The 19,353-nt window shown below is 44.5% G+C and carries 14 protein-coding genes; 4 read left to right on the plus strand and 10 right to left on the minus strand.

Annotated features, from left to right (window positions below):
• Positions 1–119: 119 nt before the first annotated feature.
• The 9 genes from BY457_RS17620 to BY457_RS17660 form a co-directional block, all read right to left on the minus strand.
• The gene (locus BY457_RS17620) at positions 120–572 is read right to left on the minus strand and encodes a V-type ATP synthase subunit K (protein WP_106154649.1); all 453 of its coding nucleotides are present in this window, start codon (positions 570–572) and stop codon (positions 120–122) included.
• 38 nt (positions 573–610) lie between these two features.
• Positions 611–2,437, minus strand: coding sequence for a V-type ATP synthase subunit I (locus BY457_RS17625; RefSeq protein ID WP_106154650.1), 1,827 nt, complete (start codon positions 2,435–2,437; stop codon positions 611–613).
• Positions 2,434–3,036, minus strand: coding sequence for a V-type ATP synthase subunit D (locus tag BY457_RS17630; RefSeq protein ID WP_106154651.1), 603 nt, complete (start codon positions 3,034–3,036; stop codon positions 2,434–2,436). The genes BY457_RS17625 and BY457_RS17630 overlap by 4 nt, the downstream gene beginning before the upstream one ends.
• 99 nt (positions 3,037–3,135) lie before the next feature.
• A complete protein-coding gene (locus tag BY457_RS17635) occupies positions 3,136–4,455 on the minus strand; it encodes a V-type ATP synthase subunit B (RefSeq protein WP_106154652.1) in 1,320 nt (439 codons plus the stop codon).
• 96 nt (positions 4,456–4,551) lie between these two features.
• Positions 4,552–6,345 (minus strand): V-type ATP synthase subunit A, encoded by a 1,794-nt coding sequence (locus tag BY457_RS17640; RefSeq protein WP_106154653.1) that lies wholly within the window; start codon positions 6,343–6,345, stop codon positions 4,552–4,554.
• Positions 6,329–7,192, minus strand: coding sequence for a DUF2764 family protein (locus BY457_RS17645; protein ID WP_106154654.1), 864 nt, complete (start codon positions 7,190–7,192; stop codon positions 6,329–6,331). The genes BY457_RS17640 and BY457_RS17645 overlap by 17 nt, the downstream gene beginning before the upstream one ends.
• A 2-nt stretch (positions 7,193–7,194) precedes the next feature.
• The gene (locus tag BY457_RS17650) at positions 7,195–7,806 is read right to left on the minus strand and encodes a V-type ATP synthase subunit E (protein WP_106154655.1); all 612 of its coding nucleotides are present in this window, start codon (positions 7,804–7,806) and stop codon (positions 7,195–7,197) included.
• A gap of 358 nt (positions 7,807–8,164) precedes the next feature.
• Positions 8,165–9,625, minus strand: a complete 1,461-nt coding sequence (locus BY457_RS17655) for a DUF4270 family protein (protein ID WP_106154656.1) — start codon at positions 9,623–9,625, stop codon at positions 8,165–8,167.
• 40 nt (positions 9,626–9,665) lie between these two features.
• Entirely contained in the window at positions 9,666–10,466 is an 801-nt protein-coding gene (locus BY457_RS17660; protein ID WP_106154657.1) for a glycogen/starch synthase, read from the minus strand.
• Between the two features lie 452 nt (positions 10,467–10,918).
• On the opposite strand from BY457_RS17660, the gene panC reads away from it, so the two are divergent.
• The 3 genes from panC to radA all read left to right on the plus strand — a co-directional run bounded on the left by panC (position 10,919) and on the right by radA (position 13,786).
• A complete protein-coding gene (panC, locus tag BY457_RS17665) occupies positions 10,919–11,773 on the plus strand; it encodes a pantoate--beta-alanine ligase (protein ID WP_106154658.1) in 855 nt (284 codons plus the stop codon).
• Positions 11,774–11,970: 197 nt separating this feature from the next.
• Complete coding sequence (gene panD, locus BY457_RS17670) at positions 11,971–12,321, plus strand: aspartate 1-decarboxylase (RefSeq protein ID WP_106154659.1); 351 nt, start codon at positions 11,971–11,973, stop codon at positions 12,319–12,321.
• Between the two features lie 94 nt (positions 12,322–12,415).
• Positions 12,416–13,786 (plus strand): DNA repair protein RadA, encoded by a 1,371-nt coding sequence (gene radA / locus BY457_RS17675; protein ID WP_106154660.1) that lies wholly within the window; start codon positions 12,416–12,418, stop codon positions 13,784–13,786.
• Here the strand turns inward: radA and BY457_RS17680 are convergent.
• Complete coding sequence (locus tag BY457_RS17680; RefSeq protein ID WP_106154661.1) at positions 13,783–16,134, minus strand: transglycosylase domain-containing protein; 2,352 nt, start codon at positions 16,132–16,134, stop codon at positions 13,783–13,785. The genes radA and BY457_RS17680 overlap by 4 nt on opposite strands.
• 719 nt (positions 16,135–16,853) lie before the next feature.
• Between BY457_RS17680 and topA the strand changes: the two genes are divergently transcribed.
• On the plus strand, positions 16,854–19,289 hold the full coding sequence (gene topA, locus BY457_RS17685) for a type I DNA topoisomerase (RefSeq protein ID WP_106154662.1): 2,436 nt from the start codon (positions 16,854–16,856) through the stop codon (positions 19,287–19,289).
• Positions 19,290–19,353: the final 64 nt, after the last annotated feature.

A 19,353-nucleotide genomic window follows, 5' to 3' on the forward strand; every position in this document is an offset into this window, starting at 1 on the left:
TTTTTCACATCAACTTTTTGGTGTGTTTTATATGTGCGAATTTATGAAGAAAATGTCATAAATGCATAAAAAAAGCCTGAACCAAATATGGCCCAGGCTTTTGCTTGTTTTATTTTCATCTACAAAGTACCGCTAATCATAAAGGTGGCAGCAAATGCCAAAATTGCATACAATTCGGGGAATACGGCAAGTACCAGGGTACTTCCGAATACATCGTGTCCCGAACCGATTCCTGCAATGCCATTGGCGCAAACCTGTCCCTGACGAATTCCTGACAACAAACCTACCACACCCATGGCAATTCCTGCTCCTAAAACAGCAGCACCCTGAACGGCAGTGATGTCAGGACCTAATACACCCGTTCCCGAGATAACGAAGTATCCCGCAAAACCATAAAGTCCCTGCGTTCCCGGAAGGGCACTCAGGACCAGGTAGTTTCCGAATGCATCACTGTTCTTTTTCATTGCGCCCAAAGCGGCATTTCCACCATACGATACACCGTACGCACTGCCGGCTCCTGCCAGCGCAATCATAATACCAATGCCTATATAGGCCAACACAATTGGAGTCATATTATTCTAATTTAAAGGTTATTACTTTTAGTCTTAATTTACTGTACTTTTGAAAAAGGTTTGTATTCTTTGCCTCCTCCGATAAAACCTGCGTTTTTGTAAAATTCAACGAACGTCAGACGTAAGGGGTGTACAAATGATCCCAGCCCCGACATAAAGATGTTAATGCCGTGTCCGACCAGCAGGATAACCAGGGTTACCAAAATTCCCACGACCGGAACGTCCGGGGCCATGTCAAAGGCAAGCTGATTGAATACCTGCCCCAAAATGGCACTTGCCAGTCCTAACGCAAAAAGACGGATGTAGGACAATAAATCTCCGACAACACCAGTGACCATGTTGTAAGTGTCCCACAGACCGGCACCGATATTTACAAAAACGTTGCGCTTGGGATGGTTAAATACCAGAATCCCCATGGCCGACAAAACCACAAAGCCCAGGTGAAGGGTCCCGAAAAACAGTTCCTCGCCCGGGTTTTGCTGATCAAGGAGGTAAAATACTCCTGATGAAACGATGAGTGTAAACCATCCCCAGGTTGCCAGTGAGTAGCCTATCCCGTGCTGAATAATCTGGTTGATCCCCTTCAGAATCATACCAAAGAGAATCTGAACAGCACCGAAAATTAACGCCAGGTTGAACATCTGATCGTTGTCCAGAAACATACTTTTGGCATCGGCCATGAATGCCGGAGGATTTTCAATCAGGTTCATACCAAAGAAAGTACCGGTTATGGCACCGAACAACACCGTAGCCAATCCCAGAAACTGTACAAGTGATAAAATGGGCCGCATCTTTTTATCGGCTTTGGGTTTGTAAAGCGTTGCTGCTAAAACCAGCAATAAGCCATATCCGGCATCACCCAGGCAGAAACCAAAGAACATCATGAAAAATGGAGCAAAAAACGGCGTCATATCCAGCTCTACATAAGCAGGTAGAGAGAATAGCCTGCTCACAGGCTCAAACAATCGTGCAAAGCGGTTGTTCCTGAGCATGATGGGCGGCTTCTCATGGTTTCTGGCTGCCTCCTTGATGTAATAGATCTCCTGTTGGTCCACCTGGTCTTCCAGTTCCCGGCTTTTTACTTCGGGCACCCAGGCTTCCACCAGTCTTATTTTTCCTTCTACTTCGTCAACGGTCTGAAATCTTACATTCAATTCTGCAACCTGATCTTCCAGTTCTTCCTGATATCGGGCAATGAGATTCAGACCTCCTGTCGCAATTCCGTTGAGCTCCTCTTCCAGCGCATCAATTTCCTGTTGTGTGGAGGCAAGCTCTTTTCTTACCTCTTCCAGAGTGCTTTCCGGAAGTGTAATCTCATCTACTTCCGTCATCTCTTCCGGAAGCTGCTGATCCTGCTCATCAGTTATCCAGACGAAAAAGCTGTATCCTTCGTCTTCCGAAATCAACTCCACAGGATATTTCTCCATCCAGGATTTATCAAATTTTGTTTCGGCACAAACCAGGTGACGAATGTTGATGCCTGCTTCCGAGAGTTTCCGTATGTTTTCCCGTGAAAAATCCCCCCACGGTTTCAGTTGTTTTTCCTCTTTTTGAAGCGCAGAGAGGTGTTGACGGGTTTGTTCCAGTTTGTTTTCAATTTCCCGGATGCGTTCGTTGAGTTTCTCTCCCGAAGTTTCAGTGATTTTTCCTGATTTTTCTGAGTCTGCATTTTTTTTGCGGACTTCCAGGTTTTTTAGGGTTTTGGATAAATCGCTGATTTTCCGGTACAGATTCTGCATCTCGGTGGTGGGTTCTTCCTGATGTTCTACGATGTGTGCGACTCCCAGTTCTTTGAGTTGCTTCAGAAAATCATCGTAGTCAGCATGAAAGACCAGAAACGAATATTTGAACATTGGTACTATCATGACGCCACCTCCATATTTTCCTGTCTTGTTTTAACAATTTTCTGCGCGGCTTTCGAAAGGTTCTCTTCATCCTCCAGGAATCTTTTGATTTTCCGGATGGCATCCTGAAAGCCGGGAATCTGAACTTTCTCGTAGAGGTTAACCTTTTGTGTCGTCTTTTTCCGGGCAAAATCCAGTAAATCCATTTTGCGTTCAAAGACTTCACTTTCCAGGGCTATTTCCACCAGCTTTTTCAGAATGGCTATTCCGTCAGGAAACCAGCTTGGCCGCTCAAACATATTGTAATCACGTACTTCAAAATTTACCTTATCCAGAATGGGTGTCTGAACACCGGCAATTTTTTTGGACGAAAGTTCCACGTCGCTGATGGCAATAAGTGAAGGGTCAAATTCTCCCCACAAACGCATCATGTCATCGTAGAGACTGAGCTCTTTTTTCAGTTCTTTTTCCAGTTCAGCTGCTTTGTCCTTGGCTTTTTTTACCTCCACACGCAGGGCCGACTCTTTGTTTTTGAGGGTGGGCAATGCGCGTTCACGGACTTTCAGCTGCTTGGCAAGTAACTGTTGCGATGTTTTATTATATTGAAATTTTATGGCCACGTTACTCCTTTTTTTAGGGAATTGTTACTCAGATGTAACTGGGCAGTCTTCTCTACTTCCGGCTGCCAATTACTCAGATTTACCAATTCACCGGTTCGCTTACTCTTTCCAATACTTATCGACCATCTCTTTTTTGAGGCCTACTTCAGCTTTTGAGAAATGTTTGCCAAAAAGTTCCCAACCAATGTCGAGCATGGTATCGGTATCAACATTTACATCTATTGCCAGCAGTTTCTCGGAGTACGCTTTTGCAAAGTCCAGCGTTCGCTCATCGTAATCTGTCAGGTCAAAACCGTTTTCCAGTTTTGTGCGGGCGTTTGCGGCATCCGCATAAAGGCGTACCGCGGCATTCATAACCTGTGGGTGATCCTCACGGGTTTGTTCGCCAATTACCAGCTGTTTCAGACGCGAGAGAGAGCGGAACGGATCCACAATAACTTTTCCGATATCGGTGTCACGACGGAGGAAAAGCTGTCCTTCGGTAATGTACCCTGTATTATCGGGAATTGCATGTGTGATATCCCCTCCCGAAAGGGTGGTTACTGCTACGATGGTGATGGATCCTCCCGATGGAAACTGCACCGCTTTTTCGTAAATGCGGGCAAGGTCGGAATAAAGTGACCCCGGCATACTGTCTTTCGAAGGAATCTGATCCATCCGGTTGGATACAATACTCAATGCATCGGCAAAAAGCGTCATATCGGTAAGCAGCACCAGTACGCTTTCGTTTTTATCCACGGCGAAATATTCAGCTGCTGTCAATGCCATATCGGGCACCAGCAGTCGCTCTACCGGCGGATCTTCTGTGGTGTTTACGAAACTTACAATTCGGTCAAGTGCTCCTGCATTGTCGAATACCTGCTTGAAAAACAGGTAATCGTCATTTGATAGCCCCATTCCGCCCAGAATGATTTTGTCTGCTTTGGCACGCAAAGCTACATTTGCCATTACCTGGTTGTAAGGCTGGTCACTATCGGCAAAGAATGGAATCTTCTGGCCGGAAACAAGGCTGTTGTTCAGGTCGATGCCTGCAATTCCCGTAGCGATAAGGTGGGAGGGCTGTTCGCGTCGCACCGGGTTTACCGATGGTCCGCCAATTTCACGGATTTCACCTTCAATTTCCGGCCCCCCGTCAATTGGATGGCCATACGCGTTGAAGAATCTTCCGGACAATTCGTCGCTTACTTTTAGCTGTGGCGGGTTTCCAAGAAATGTCACCTCCGCATTAGTTGGGATTCCTTCCGTTCCGGAAAAAATCTGTAAAACCACTTGCTCGCCCACAATTTTTACTACCTGGGCCATCCGGCCATGTACCACAGCCATCTCGTCGTAACCTACATCTTTTGCAGTTAGCGAAACAGTGGCCTTGGTAATATTGGTCAGTTTGGTATATACTTTTTGAAATGCCTGACTGCTCATATTTTTTAATCTGAATTGTTTTTAATTAGTACCTTCAGGAAACTTTCTCATCTCTGTTTTTGGAGAGATATTGTACTGACTCCTGGTAAAAAAGAATCAGACTGCCTGTGCTTCCTTTTTGGTTTCAACGGCAAACTCCCCGAGCATTTCTTCCAGCTCCTTTTCGTAGGTTTTGAATTTTTCTGAATCAAACTCAGAATAATTCATCTGCTTCAGTTGGTTAATCAGGCGCTTGAAGAATTCGCCTACCTGTTCAAAGTTCTTGAATTCGAAGTCAGTGTCTGCTATGTTGAGCACCTTCTCCAACATATATTTCTGACGTTCCAGTGGTGTGGATGCGTCAATCTTATCAAAAGCATCCTGCTGCAGCACCACAAAGTCAATTAACTCCGCTTTCCAAAAACGCTGGTGAAAATCAATGGGCACTCCGTCGTCACCAAGGATATTGATCTGTTCATCGGCTTCTTTTCCGCTGAATAATATGTCCTTGGTTTTGAGTACATTTTCCAGCCAGTGTTCGCCCATGTTTTTCTCAAGAGATTCCTGAAGCTCCGGGTATTCCAGATATTTTGAATAACTATCGATGGGGTCGATGGCCGGGTAGCGCTTGCTGTCTGCTCTGTCCTGTGACAACCCGTAGAAACAGCGTGCTGCTTTGCGGGTATTTTCGGTTACCGGTTCTTTCAGGTTACCTCCTGCAGGCGAAACGGTTCCGATAAATGTGATGGAGCCGGTTTGCTCATTGTTCAGATATACAAATCCTGCCCGTGAGTAGAAATTGGAAATAATGGCCGACAAATCCATGGGGAATGCGTCGGGCCCCGGAAGTTCTTCCAGTCTGTTGGACATCTCCCGAAGTGCTTGTGCCCAACGTGATGTGGAGTCGGCCATCAGCAACACCTTAAGGCCCATTGCCCGGTAATACTCTCCCAGCGTCATGGCTGTGTAAACTGATGCTTCCCGTGCGGCTACCGGCATATTGGAGGTGTTGGCAATGATGGTGGTTCGTTCTATCAGCTTACGTCCTGTTCTCGGGTCATCCAGTTCGGGGAATTCCTTGAAAATTTCCACAACCTCGTTTGCTCGTTCTCCACATGCGGCAATAATAACGATGTCAGCTTCGGCCTGCTTGGAAATGGCGTGCTGAAGCACGGTTTTTCCGGTTCCAAAAGGTCCGGGGATAAATCCGGTACCTCCTTCGGTAATGGGGTTGAGGGTATCAATACACCGAACCCCTGTTTCAAGCAATTTGAAAGGACGTGGTTTTTCTTTATGGGTTTTAATGGGCACTTTTACAGGCCATTTTTGTACCATGTTCACCGAAACGGAATTGCCATCTTTATCCTCAAGAACAGCAATTTCATCATCTACCGTGTATTCTCCTTCTTTCGCAATAGACTTTATAGTGAAGGTGCCTTCCAGCTTAAACGGAACCATGATGCGGTGAGGCATCTGGTTTTCTTCAACTTCACCCAACCAGTCACCGGCGATTACTTCGGCACCTTTTTCTAACAATGGTTTGAAGTTCCACTTTTGCTCACGGTTCAGTGGATCGGTATAGTCTCCTCTTTTTAGAAAGACGCCTTCCATCTTATCCAGGTCATTCTGCAATCCGTCGTAGTTGCGGGAGAGCATTCCCGGTCCCAGCGTTACTTCGAGCATGTGCCCCTCAAAATCAACCTTGCTGCCGGGTCTTAATCCCCGGGTACTTTCAAATACCTGCACATAGGCCTGATCTCCGGTCACCTTAATGACTTCTGCCATCAATCGCTCTTTCCCGTGGGTGATGAAGCAAATCTCATTTTGTCCCACCGGTCCGTCCACATCCACCACTACCAGGTTGGCAATGATGCCGGATACTGTTCCGGTTGTCTTATCGTTTTTTTCCATAGGTCAATGTGTATTCTTCGGGGAATTCAAATCCCGACTTCAATTCACTAAATAATTTTTCAAACATTTCACGGCCTTTCTCTGGATCCAGATTTATCCATCGCTCAGCAATGAAAAGCTTCTGAACAAAGGCCAGTACTTTTTCAATGGTAAAATAGTTGAAGAAGGTTTCTTCTTCCACAAAATGCCATTTTTGAATATCCAGCTTTAACTCACGATCGGTGATGTTATCCATCTCGAAAATCTGGAGGAGATCCTCAATGTGTTCTACCTCCGATTTCAGGCCGAAATCTCTGGACCGGCTTTTTTTGAGAGCTTCAGTGACTTCATTGTTTCCAATGAGTGCCTGTTCAAATTGTAGCTCGTGTTTTCGCCCGTTAAGTGCGGTGAGTACGTTGGCGGTATCTTGTTGATATTTTGTCAGTTGCCGGACGAAAGTGTTGGAGTTTTGGTGTAGATGTTCATAGTATTCGGCACTGAGTTGCCGGGCTGCTTCCACTCTGCTTCCGGGAGCGTCCTCTCCGTGCATCGTAAGTACAAATTCGTAAAGGTAATGAGGCAGTTCTTCAGTGTCTGCGGATTGTGCCAGCTTTCTGTCTGCCAGTGGTTCCAGTTCTTCTTTACTGAAATTGCCGCGGGAATCCCACTCTTTATCCTCTTCAAAGAAGAGATTGAGCAGGTTTTCGTGGTCGAAAGGCAGATAGAATAGCTTTAATAAAGCATAATCTTTGTTGGTTAACTCATCTGCCATCATATCTCTGAAATCGGTGGAGGTAAAAGAGAGTTTCTTTTCCTCCGGAACCAAATCAGGTAGTCCGGCGACAAGATAGTAGTATCCTTTCGACATATTTATTTCTTTTCAAACAACAATTCAGTGGATTTGGGACGTAGATAGGCTTTAAAGAAGTTGTTGAAGTCTTCATCGGTAAAGCTTATGACATAGCTTCCATCGGCCGGACCTACCTTAAATCCTGATTTCATGTTTTTAGAAAAGGAAAGTTGGAGACCTTTGTTTAAATGGTTGGCCAGTTGCTTTTTGAAATGGTCCTCCATCTCTTTGCGCTGACTTTCCGGAAGAATGACTTCGAGATCCATACTCTCTTTCTTGATCCATCCGTCAATGGTTTTTTCAATCAGATTTCCCAGGTATTTCTTGTCTGAAAAAAGTTCTTTGGTAGAGGGCTCCACTGCCTCCATGGTAACCAAACCTGCAATGTCTTGTTTGAGGGCTGCCATCGATTGCTCCAGAGCCATCTTCATCTCCGATTCCACATGCTTTTTTATTTCTTCGGCTTTCTTTTCAGCATCTTCTATGGTTTGTCCGGCTTTCTTTTTGGCCTCCTTTTCTATTGCAGAAGCCTTCTCACGAGCTTCCTTCAGGATGGCTTCTGCTTCCTCATTGGCTTTCTGGACCCCTTCGTTGTATATCTTTTCGGTAAGGTCCTGAAGTTTTTTTGTCATAGTTTCAATTTTTATGGTGAAGAAACGACTTTTGTTCCAATAGTTTTTGCGTTTTTTAATTCCTCTAAAATAGGTTTTTTAGAAATATCATACAAGTCCTGACATGGGGGGGTGTTTTGGTTTTTTTCACAGGACAAAACAGTAAGTGTTTGCAGGATAAGGGTTTGAGCTTAGGGAAGTTTCTGTATATGTAAAAGTAAGCATTTCTGCTGAAATTACTGAGGTGTCAAAAATCGATGCTGAAAGGGTTGTGGCTGTCGGAAACAAAAAAAGCCTTGAGTCGGGGAGGTGACGCAAGGCTTTTTATATGAATTTAAGAGTTTATGTTTTTACAAAATCTTAACAAACATTCAGGGTTTTAAAGGGTGTCAATGCTGACTTCCTTAATTCTGATTTTAGGATTGGGATTTTCCGGATCATCAGAGTTCTTTAATAAAACTTTCCAGGGATATGATGCCGGATCAGGTGTGGAAAGATAGTAAGGACCTCTTAAGTCTTCTTTTTCCACCATCATTCGGAACGATTCCTGGTACATACGGAAAGTGTATGTTCCGGTTTCCTCCTCAAAATCTCCACCGGTAAAAGCCGGTGACCATTCACTGGTATCAGAGATATTGTAACTATAGCCTGGTTGTACATATTGATCATCCTCCTTTTTGTACAACCTCAGGGCTTGAGCTGCCGGAGAGAAAAAGTTCTCATCTTTATAATACTGACTTGTGGTATCTGCTTCAAATATTATGTCCACTGCACTGATTCCGCTGTATTCATTGTTTTTCTCAGTATCCAGTTTTTCTTTCCAATGACTGAAAAGGTTTACCGGGTCTCCGTCTTCATTGACTACTGTGATGTCGTTAAAGTCAATTTCAACCATACTTCCGGCCATTCCCTGTGCAATCAGGTGTTCGGCTTCCTTATCGTTAAATGTTACCGCTTCCTGATTGTTGTGCGTAAATCGGTTGACCCTGACACACTCCAGGTTAATCGGGAAGGTGTAGGATGTTTGAACAGTGTCCACCACTTCATTGGCATTGTCAGCCGTGTCGATAACATAATATGAATAATACATTTTCATATTTGAAAGGTCATCGGTAAGGCTTAATTCAATTAAGGAACCGGGTGATTCCGGGTCGGCCGGTTCGGACTGGATAAACAAACTTCCGAAAGTTTCTCTGAAAGCCTTGCGGTCAGTCATTATTGAATCATTGAGCTCAAAGACTTCATTGGCAACTTCGTCATCAAGTCTAAACTGCCACACATTGGCATAATCGTTTTGAACCCATGAGGTATCTGCCAGTCCGTCGTTGGCACTCTTCACAATGGTGGCAATCGGTGTTTCATCATAAAGACCATCTACCGGCATGTCGGAATAATAGGTTTCCGTCATTGATAATGGTGCGTTAAATCTATGCACACTTATTTCGTGCTTTGCTTCCTTGTACCCGATCCACCATTCTTTGTAGTAAGCGAGGTTGAGTACCAGGGAGTCAATGAAGTACTCTCTTATTTCGCTGCTTTTATTTAGTTTGCCAATTCGTTCCCCCAGATTAATTTCCGTAATGAAGGAAGCTTCCGTAGGGCCGGTGAACGGATCATTGACAGAGCCCAGTATCGAATAGCCGGGATCGCTTGAGATTAGTTTGACCGGATCATAATTTTGTCCCATAAGGCGCGAAGTGGCATCGGTTCCGGTGAAGATATCCTCCGTGGGTAAAACATCCAGCCCAAGGGTTCCTGATTCTTCTTTACAGGACGAGAAAATAGCAAGTGTTGCCAGAATTATGGGCGTGAATTGCCGGAGACTTCTTTTGTTCAGCATAAAAATCCAGTCTGTTTTGGTCATTTAAAATTATCGAACGTTACAATTGGTCATAAAACTCATTGTAGGCATCCATGTATTTGTCCTCGGGCTGATATTCCAGGAATGGTTTGCCCGACTCTTTGATGTATTTTTCAATTTCCGGGTTTATCTTTTCCGATCCCTGAATGATGGCATCTGAATTGTCTATTGCCAGTTTTGTAAGGGTAACAAAGTTGGCGGTATCCAGAACCTTTACATCATCATCCGTTATACCATCAAGTTTTGCTTTTTCCTTAATTTTTGGATCCAGGTCATTGGTGAAATCATCATCAAAAACGGAATAGACTACTTTGGAATTTGCAAAGTAGGGATCGTCATTCATGGTCTTTTTGATGTAAAGTGGTGCCAGTGCAGTAAACCAGCCCTGACAGTGCACGACATCCGGCGCCCATCTTAATTTCTTGGTGGTTTCCAAAACCCCGCGGGCGAAAAAGATGATGCGCTCATCGTTATCTTCAAATTCCTTGCCATCATCGTCAATGATGGTATTTTTTCTCGAGAAATAATCTTCATTGTCGATAAAATACACCTGCATGCGGGCTGCCTGAATAGAGGCTACCTTGATAATGAGCGGGTGATCGGTGTCATCGATAATCAGATTCATCCCTGAGAGACGTATCACTTCATGGAGTTGATTGCGTCGCTCATTGATGTTGCCAAAACGTGGCATGAAAGTTCTGATTTGTTTTCCTCTTTCCTGAATGCCCTGAGGTAGATTCCTGCAAAGTGCCGACATTGTGTTTTCGGGCAGATAAGGGGTTATTTCCTGTGAGATGAATAAGACCTTGTTATTTTCCATTTTTTCAAGGATATATTAAGATAAATATTTTACAAAAGTACAAAAAATATGCTATCCCCCCAAAGTTGTTTGTGGGGGTAGAATCGCTTTTGCTCTGGTTTTCAGGGAAACACATTTTTGTTGGGCCGGATTGCTGAATGATCTTCTATTATTTTTGAATTGTTTGGTTTAGCTGTGGTTAAGTTGGTCAGCGTCACCATTTAAGATGAATGCATAGGAGGCTGGAGTGGTTGCTGACAGGCCGGTTTTGAATCTGAGTTTTCGAATAATGTAATTGTTTATCAGGTGGTTGGATGCCTGAGGATAATATTTGAGGATTTATGCAGTTTAGGTTGGGAATTATTATTTAATTTGCTCCTTTTTTGGGAAAAATCGGAATTAGTATCGACCGGGCCGCTTCAGGCAGGCAAGCTTAATAAGAAAGGTATTGCCGGGTTTATATTTTATGTGATATGGAGCTGATAAAAACAAAACAGGAACTGAATATTAAAATTGCTCAGCTGAGAAAAAAGAATAAAACCATCGGCTTTGTTCCTACTATGGGGGCATTGCATCAGGGGCATTTGTCATTGGTTGAGTCCGCAGGCAAGCATTGTGATGTGGTGGTGGTAAGTATTTTTGTTAATCCGAACCAATTTAACGACCCAGGCGACCTGGAACGCTATCCGCGTGACCTGGAAAAGGATATGGGCCTTTTGGAAAATACGGCATGTGAACTTCTGTTTGCCCCGGCTGTTGAAGAAGTGTATCCTGAATCGGATGAAAGGGTTTTTGATTTTGGAGAGCTGGACAAAGTAATGGAAGGAGAGCACCGGCCCGGGCATTTTAATGGTGTGGCCCAGGTGGTAAGCCGGCTTTTTGAGATGGTGAAGCCGGATAAAGCGTTTTTTGGTCAGAAAGACTTTCAGCAACTGGCCATTGTTCGGGAGATGGAGCGTCAGTTGAATTTAGGCATTGAAATTGTAGCTTGTCCTATTGTACGTGAATCTGACGGACTTGCAATGAGCAGCCGAAATACGCTTTTAACAAAAAAACACAGAAAAAGTGCCCCCTTGATAGCCAAAACTTTAAAGGAATCTTGTAATTTTGACCCCTTTAAAGATATTGCTGAAGTAAAAGAATATGTTATCAGGAATATCAATGGGGATGAAAACCTTGAAGTTGAGTATTTTGACATAGTGGACGGCGATACCTTAAAGGCGGTTGACAGATGGGCGGATAGCCCTTATATTGTAGGGTGTATTGCGGTTTTTGCAGGGGAAATCAGATTGATTGACAATATAATTTATAAGAATCCGGAAGCATGAAATGGTGCTGTTGTCATCGCTTTCAGAGATCCGGGTCAGGACAGCTAACCGGTTGATCGATTGCTTTTGACAAAGGTTGGAAGTTTTCCGGTTTGGTGATTGAGAGAGAAATTGGTATTTTTCTGATTAATGGGCTTTGGGAGTTTTTGTTTAAAGAAAGAAGAGACTTCCTGCCCGGTAAAGTAAATTGAATTCAGATGAACGTTGAGGTTGTAAAATCTAAACTGCACAATGTAACGGTTACCGAAGCCAATCTTAATTATGTTGGTAGTATCACCATCGACTCAGAATTGATGGAGGCTGCCAATATTATTGAGAATGAGAAGGTACAGGTGGTTAACAATAACAATGGGGAGCGCCTGGAGACTTATGTCATTAAAGGTGAACCCGGTTCGGGTGTGATTTGCCTGAATGGAGCAGCAGCCCGGAAAGTGGCTGTTGGTGATATTGTTATTATCATCACTTATGCTTCCATGCCGTTGGATGAAGCAAAAGCTTACAAGCCGGTGTTTGTTTTTCCGGACACGGCTACCAATAAGCTGATTTGACAGAGAAATCTTTTATGTAGAATATGAAACCCCGGGAGACCGGGGTTTTTTATTGGCTGAAAATTTTTAAGTTTGTTTCAAAATATGAATGATCATGGCCAAGACTAAAACTGTTTTTGTTTGTCAGAATTGTGGTGCAGAATCGCCCAAATGGGTGGGTAAATGTTATGCCTGTGGCGAATGGAATACCTACGTGGAAGAGATATCCATTACCGGGAAAACCAAAGATAAACGTTTGTCGCTTTCATTGGGTAATGATAAACAGAAGCCGGTGTCGGTTTCCTCTGTTACGGTGAGTGATATCCCTCGTATTGATACGGGCATTGTGGAGCTCAACCGGGTGCTGGGGGGTGGCATTGTGCCAGGGTCCCTGGTGCTGCTTGGCGGAGAGCCCGGTATCGGGAAATCCACACTGGTGCTGCAGATGGCCATGAAACTTTCAAGCCAGAAGATTCTCTATGTTTCGGGAGAAGAAAGCCCCCAGCAAATAAAGCTTCGTGCCGACAGATTAAGTGACCTGAACGGCGATCATTGCCTTTTGGTCGGAGAGACTTCTCTGGAGCAGATTTTGATGCACATAGAGAATGTAAATCCTGGCTTTGTGGTCATTGATAGTATTCAGACTATGGAACGTGAGGCAATTGAATCGGCTCCCGGAAGTGTATCCCAGATTAGGGAATGTACTGCCGCCATTCTTAAAGTTGCCAAAGAGAAAAATATCCCTGTTTTGTTGATTGGACACATTAATAAAGAGGGGAATCTTGCCGGGCCAAAGGTGCTGGAGCACATTGTGGATGTGGTACTGCAATTTGAGGGCGACCGACAGTATATGTACCGGATATTACGCTCTGTGAAGAATCGGTTTGGCTCAACTTCCGAAATAGGGATTTTTGAAATGCAGAGTGACGGACTCAGGGAGGTGAGTAATCCATCGGAAATGCTTTTGGCCCAACATGAGGAAGATATGAGCGGAATCGCCATTTCGGCGGCCATGGAAGGAATCCGTCCTTTTATGATTGAGGTGCAGGCTCTGGCAAGTACGGCTGCCTATGGAACACCGCAGCGTTCTTCCACAGGGTTCGATCTCAGACGGTTGAATATGTTGCTTGCCGTTTTAGAAAAGCGTGCCGGATTTAAACTGGCGGCCAAAGATGTCTTTTTAAATATTGCCGGGGGCCTCAAGGTGAGTGACCCTGCCATTGATCTTGCCGTGGTGACATCTGTGTTATCTTCCAATACAGATCTGACTGTCCCGCGTGGCGTTTGCCTGACGGGAGAGGTGGGCCTGTCAGGAGAGATAAGGCCTGTAACCCGCATTGAGCAACGGGTGAGTGAGGCTGAAAAGCTCGGCTTTAAGTCTATTGTGGTGCCCCGGTACAATAGAGGTTTTAATCCGGAAGCTTATGGGATAAAGGTGGTGCAGGCCTCCAAAATTGAGGAGGCCTTCAGGTTTCTTTTTGCTTAGAAAAATTCGTCTTCCGGAACGATTGAGTCTCCACCTTCCAGCGCCTCTTCGTCAGCGGTTATGTTTTCATCCGGACAGTCCAGATTTATGTTGAAATTGACCGGTTCTTCAAATTTGTCTTCCTGTGTAATCGGGATTTCTTCGTCTTCGTAAACTTTATTCATGTAAAGGGCCCATATTGGTAATGCAGTGTTGGCTCCCTGTCCCATACCAATATTGTCGAAGTGAATATCCCGGTCCTCGCCTCCTACCCAAACGCCGGTTACCAGATTGGGGGTAACCCCCATGAACCAGCCGTCGGAGTGATTTTGTGTGGTGCCTGTTTTTCCTCCGATCTGGGCATCAAACTGATACCTGAACCGAAGTCTTCGACCGGTTCCCTGGTTGATAACTCCTTCCAGTAAATTAATCATCAGGTAAGCAGTCTCTTCGCTCAGGACCTCTTCTTTGCGTGGTGAGAAATTGGCCACCACATTTCCATACCGGTCTTCTATCCGGGTTACCAACAGGGGTTTTACGTTTACCCCTTTATTGGCGTAGGTACAATATCCCGATACCATTTCATCCAGACCGAACTCGGGAACTCCCAACACAATTGATGGTACCGGATCCATGGGGCTTTGGATGCCCAGATCATGAATGATGTTTACCACTGCCTGGGGGTTGAACTGTTTCAATATCCAGGCGGTAATGTTGTTGTTTGAGTTGGCCAGTCCCCACTTGAGAGAGACCATCTCTCCGGCACGGCTCGACCCCGAATTTCTGGGGGTCCAGGTCTGGCCTGTGATGAGGTTAAATGTTTGGGGGATATTGGGGACCATATCGCAGGGGGTTAGTCCTTCCTGCATGGCCAATGTATAGACAAACGGCTTGATGGTGGAACCCACCTGACGTTTTCCCTGAGACACCATATCATATTTGAAATGCTGATAATTGGGGCCTCCGATGTAGGCTTTTACGTGTCCTGATTGGGGATCCATGGAAAGCAGACTGGCTCTGAGAAATGACTTATAATAATGTATGGAGTCCAAAGGAGACATAACAGTATCAATATTGCCCTGCCAGCTGAAAACCTCCATCTCCACAGGTTCTTCAAAGGCTTGACGGATCGAATCTGTGCTAAAACCTGCATTTTTCAGATTCCGGTAACGATCCGAGTTTCTCATGGCGCGGTCGATGATGTTCTCGTATTGTTCCTGCGTAATCTTGCTGGTAAAAGGGGCTCTTGACCGGCCTTCTTTTTCTTTAAAAAACAGCGGTTGGATTTCTTCCCCGATATGCTGTTTTACGGCATTTTCCGCATAAGTCTGAAGGCGGCTGTCGATGGTTGTGTAGATTTTAAGTCCGTCGCTGTAGATGTTGTATTTGGTTCCATCGGCTTTCAGGTTTTTATTGGTCCATCCGAAAAGAGGGTCTTCCAGCCATGCAATGCTGTCTTCAATGAATTGTTGTTCCTGCCAGGATGCATAGTTCTCCCGCTCCGGCTTCTCAGCAGATAGCTTTAATCTCAGATGTTCCCTGAAGTAAGGAGCCAGGCCATGAATGTGATCATCACGCTGAAAGCGGATGTTCAGGGGCAGGGTTTTCAGACTGTCAAATTCCTCGGGGGTGATGTGGCTGGCTTTCTGCATCTGCGAAAGCACAATGTTTCTTCTGTTTTGCGTGATGTCAGGTCTCCTCAACGGATTATAGAGTGAGGGGTTTTGCAACATCCCAATGAGGGTTGCTGCTTCTTCCACACGAATGGAGTCCATGGGCTTGCTGAAAAAAGTATGTGCGGCGGATTCAATACCATAGGCTCCGTATATGAACGGAGCTTTGTTGAGGTACATGGTAAGGATTTCCGGCTTGGTATAACTTCGTTCGAGTTTTACCGCTATAACCCACTCTTTGAGCTTTTGAAGACTTCTTTGCCAAAGATTACTGGCCGGATCGTGAAACAAAAGTTTGGCCAGCTGCTGCGTTATTGTACTACCTCCTCCGGAGCTTTTCTCTCCCATGAGAATAGTGCGGAATAGTACCCTCGCAAGCCCGCGGGAGTCTATCCCGGAATGTTTGTAAAACCGGATGTCCTCAGTTGCAATCAATGCATTTATGACGTTTGGATTCAGATCATTGTAGTTGACATTGGTCCGGTTTTCATGAAAGAATTTTCCCAAAACTTCCTGATCTGACGAATAGAGAATGGTAGCCAGGTTGCTTTTGGGGTTTTCCAATTCCTCAAAGCTGGGCATAAACCCGAGTGCCCCTTTGGATATCAAAAAGAAAAGTAAAACAACAAAAACCACGGCCCCAATGAATAGACCGTACAACCAGCGTAACGTTTTTTTTAACCCACCTTGTGCCATCTGATATTTTATATTTTAATTTCTGAAGTAATTTGTTCAATTTCTTAACCTGGTTTCTTTATGAGATGTTTAAATGCTAATAAATTCGGACAACCGCAGAGAAAATTGATGAAGGAAATAGTGAACTATTTTCAAGTCAATTTTTTGAGGACGCCTGAACTTAGCAGGTAGTTGAACATCGCAATAGATAATTTATGAATAATCCAGGTTATTACCTGCAAAACTTATTCCGTTTTGGATTGGCTGTAAAAGTACGAAAAAAGACGGAATCAAAATGTTTGAGACACTATATTAGAGGCTGGCTTATGAACAGACCCTATTTAGTGCCTGGCAATAAAGTCGGGAGAATGGTAATTGGAGCTGTGTCGATTCAGAAAGTTGTGTTTGCAAGGCCTGGCATTCCCTGAAATGCGAAGTTTACCTGAGTAAATGAGGAATTTTCGGGCAGGCGTAACGCAGTAAATGATACTTTATGGACAAACTTTTTTAGCGAACGTACCACCTGTGGGGTTATCTTGCCCTTAATAACGGAGATGTATCCGGATTAATTGAGATTCGGAAAAAATATTTATATGTGTGTAAGTGTGTTGTTGGTCAGTGTTTTGAGTGTTTTTATGTTGTGGAGCAGTCGTGAGTCGCTTGATTGCTGTTAACAATATTTTATAAATTTGGCCCCAAGTTTTATTATAATGCGTCGCATTAGAACCAAATAATCGAAGATGGCGAAAAAAGAGAAGACAACAGAAGAGAATCTGGTTATTGTAGAGTCGCCTGCAAAGGCCAAGACGATAGAGAAGTTTCTGGGAAAGGGGTTTATGGTGAAATCCAGTTTTGGTCACATACGTGATTTGGCAAAGAAAGATTTTGGTATTGATCTTAATCATAATTATCAGCCTCAATACATCGTTTCGGAAGATAAAAAGGAAGTGGTTCGGGAACTGAAATCACTGGCCAAAAATGCTGATACGGTGTGGCTTGCTTCCGATGAAGACCGCGAGGGAGAGGCAATTGCATGGCATCTTAGTGAGGTGCTGGAGTTGTCTCAGGAGAAAACACGAAGGATTGTGTTTCATGAAATAACAAAGGAGGCTATCCTTTCGGCCATTGAATCTCCCAGGGCTATCGACGATAATCTGGTGAATGCGCAGCAGGCCCGCAGGGTACTGGACCGACTGGTAGGGTTTGAGCTTTCTCCGGTGCTGTGGAAAAAAGTAAAACCTTCCTTGTCAGCGGGTAGAGTTCAGTCGGTGGCTGTAAGACTCCTGGTGGAGCGCGAAAGAGAAATCTTCGACTTTAACGCAGAATCAGCATTTCGGGTGTCTGCCATTTTCACCATCGATGAAGGAGGGAAGAAGAGTGATTTTAAAGCTGAACTGAATCATCGGTTTAAGACACTGGAAGAGGCAAAAGCTTTTTTGAATAGTTGTGCGGGAGCTGACTTTAAGGTAAATTCTGTTGTTAAGAAACCTTCAACAAAAACTCCGGCTGCGCCTTTTACTACTTCCACACTGCAACAGGAAGCTGCCCGGAAGCTCGGTTTTAGCGTGGGACAAACCATGTCGGTGGCTCAAAAGCTTTATGAGGCAGGTAAGATTACTTACATGAGAACGGATTCGGTAAATCTTGCCAAATCGGCTGTTAGTGCTGTTGCATCTGCCATAACTTCTGAGTTCGGAGAGAAGTATGTGAAGGTTCGGCAATATCGAACCAAATCGAAGGGAGCCCAGGAAGCGCACGAGGCCATCAGGCCAACCTATCCTGACAATCCATCGGTTAGCGGGTCTGCCCAGGAACAGAAACTATATGATTTAATATATAAACGTACAATGGCTTCTCAGATGAGTGATGCTCTTATAGAGAAGACTACTGTTAATATAGGTGTTGGCGCAGAGAAACATCAGTTCGTCGCCACCGGAGAGGTTGTGAAGTTTGATGGTTTTCTGAAGGTATATATTGAATCGTCTGATCAGGAAGAGGACGAAGAGTCTGCAACTTTTTTGCCGGCCACGAAGGAAAACGATGCACTGACCCTGAAAAAACTGGAGTCGCGTCAAAGGTTTTCCCAGAAACCACCCCGATATTCCGAAGCAAGTTTGGTGCGTAAGCTCGAAGAGCTGGGGATTGGACGTCCTTCCACCTATGCACCAACCATCAGTACCATTCAGCAAAGGGGGTATGTGGTCAAGGAAGATCGTCCCGGCACCCCACGTGCTTATCAATTCTTGTGGCTTGAAGGGGGAGCAGTAAAGCATGAGGAAAGATCGGAGATGGCCAATGCAGAAAGAAATAAACTTTTCCCTACCGATATAGCCATGGTTGTAAACGACTTCCTGGTTAGCTATTTCCCTAATGTCGTTAGCTATGATTTTACTGCCAGAGTGGAGCAGGAATTTGATGAAATAGCCCTGGGAAATCTGGGTTGGCAGAAGGCCATTGATGAGTTTTACAAGCCTTTTCATCAGCAGGTGGAAGAGACACTGGAAAAATCGGATCGAACAACCGGAGAACGGGTATTGGGAACCGACCCTAAAACAGGAAAACCTATCAGTGTTCGTATCGGACGGTTTGGGCCAATGGCTCAGCTGGGGAGTTCCGATGATGAGGAAAAACCACGATATGCACCTCTCACCCGCGAGCAGCACCTTGAAACAATAACGTTGGAGGAGGCTGTTAAGTTGTTTGATCTTCCACGGGATCTGGGCACTTATGAAGATAAGAAAGTAGTGGTTGGTGTTGGTCGTTTTGGTCCGTATGTCCGGCACGACGGGAAATTTGCCTCTTTGAAGAAAGGGGTGGACGATCCGATGACCATTGATCTGGATCGGGCCATCGAACTTATTGAAGAGAAAAGGGAACGAGACAATAAAAAATACATTAAATCGTTTGAAGAGGACAAGGATCTTCAGGTGCTTAACGGTCGATGGGGACCTTATATCAGTTACAAGAAGAAAAACTATAAAATTCCTAAGGACACCGAGGCTGCCGATCTGAGTTATGATGATTGCCTAAAGCTTATTGCAGAGGGAGATAAAACAAAAAAAACGAAGAAAGGGAAAACTTCAAAAACTTCCGGCACAAAGAAAACAACTAAAAGTGCTTCGGCGGGTAAAAAGAAGGGTTCTTCAACTTCGAAAACGACAAAAAAAGCTAAGTAGTTTCTGTCCAGAGACAGGACTAAAAATAAATTTTGCTTAGTTTATGAACAGACTTTAAGTAGAG

Origin of the sequence: Marinilabilia salmonicolor, assembly GCF_003003035.1 — a bacterium.
GTDB lineage: Bacteria > Bacteroidota > Bacteroidia > Bacteroidales > Marinilabiliaceae > Marinilabilia > Marinilabilia salmonicolor_A.

Coding starts and splice junctions, on each gene's coding strand:
- BY457_RS17640 (WP_106154653.1), bottom strand. CDS start 6,345: ATGGAAAAAAACGATAAGACAACCGGAACAGTATCCGGCATCATTGCC.
- BY457_RS17645 (WP_106154654.1), bottom strand. CDS start 7,192: ATGTCGAAAGGATACTACTATCTTGTCGCCGGACTACCTGATTTGGTT.
- BY457_RS17655 (WP_106154656.1), bottom strand. CDS start 9,625: ATGCTGAACAAAAGAAGTCTCCGGCAATTCACGCCCATAATTCTGGCA.
- BY457_RS17620 (WP_106154649.1), bottom strand. CDS start 572: ATGACTCCAATTGTGTTGGCCTATATAGGCATTGGTATTATGATTGCG.
- BY457_RS17625 (WP_106154650.1), bottom strand. CDS start 2,437: ATGATAGTACCAATGTTCAAATATTCGTTTCTGGTCTTTCATGCTGAC.
- BY457_RS17680 (WP_106154661.1), bottom strand. CDS start 16,134: ATGGCACAAGGTGGGTTAAAAAAAACGTTACGCTGGTTGTACGGTCTA.
- topA (WP_106154662.1), top strand. CDS start 16,854: ATGGCGAAAAAAGAGAAGACAACAGAAGAGAATCTGGTTATTGTAGAG.
- panC (WP_106154658.1), top strand. CDS start 10,919: ATGGAGCTGATAAAAACAAAACAGGAACTGAATATTAAAATTGCTCAG.
- BY457_RS17650 (WP_106154655.1), bottom strand. CDS start 7,806: ATGACAAAAAAACTTCAGGACCTTACCGAAAAGATATACAACGAAGGG.
- panD (WP_106154659.1), top strand. CDS start 11,971: ATGAACGTTGAGGTTGTAAAATCTAAACTGCACAATGTAACGGTTACC.
- BY457_RS17660 (WP_106154657.1), bottom strand. CDS start 10,466: ATGGAAAATAACAAGGTCTTATTCATCTCACAGGAAATAACCCCTTAT.
- BY457_RS17635 (WP_106154652.1), bottom strand. CDS start 4,455: ATGAGCAGTCAGGCATTTCAAAAAGTATATACCAAACTGACCAATATT.
- radA (WP_106154660.1), top strand. CDS start 12,416: ATGGCCAAGACTAAAACTGTTTTTGTTTGTCAGAATTGTGGTGCAGAA.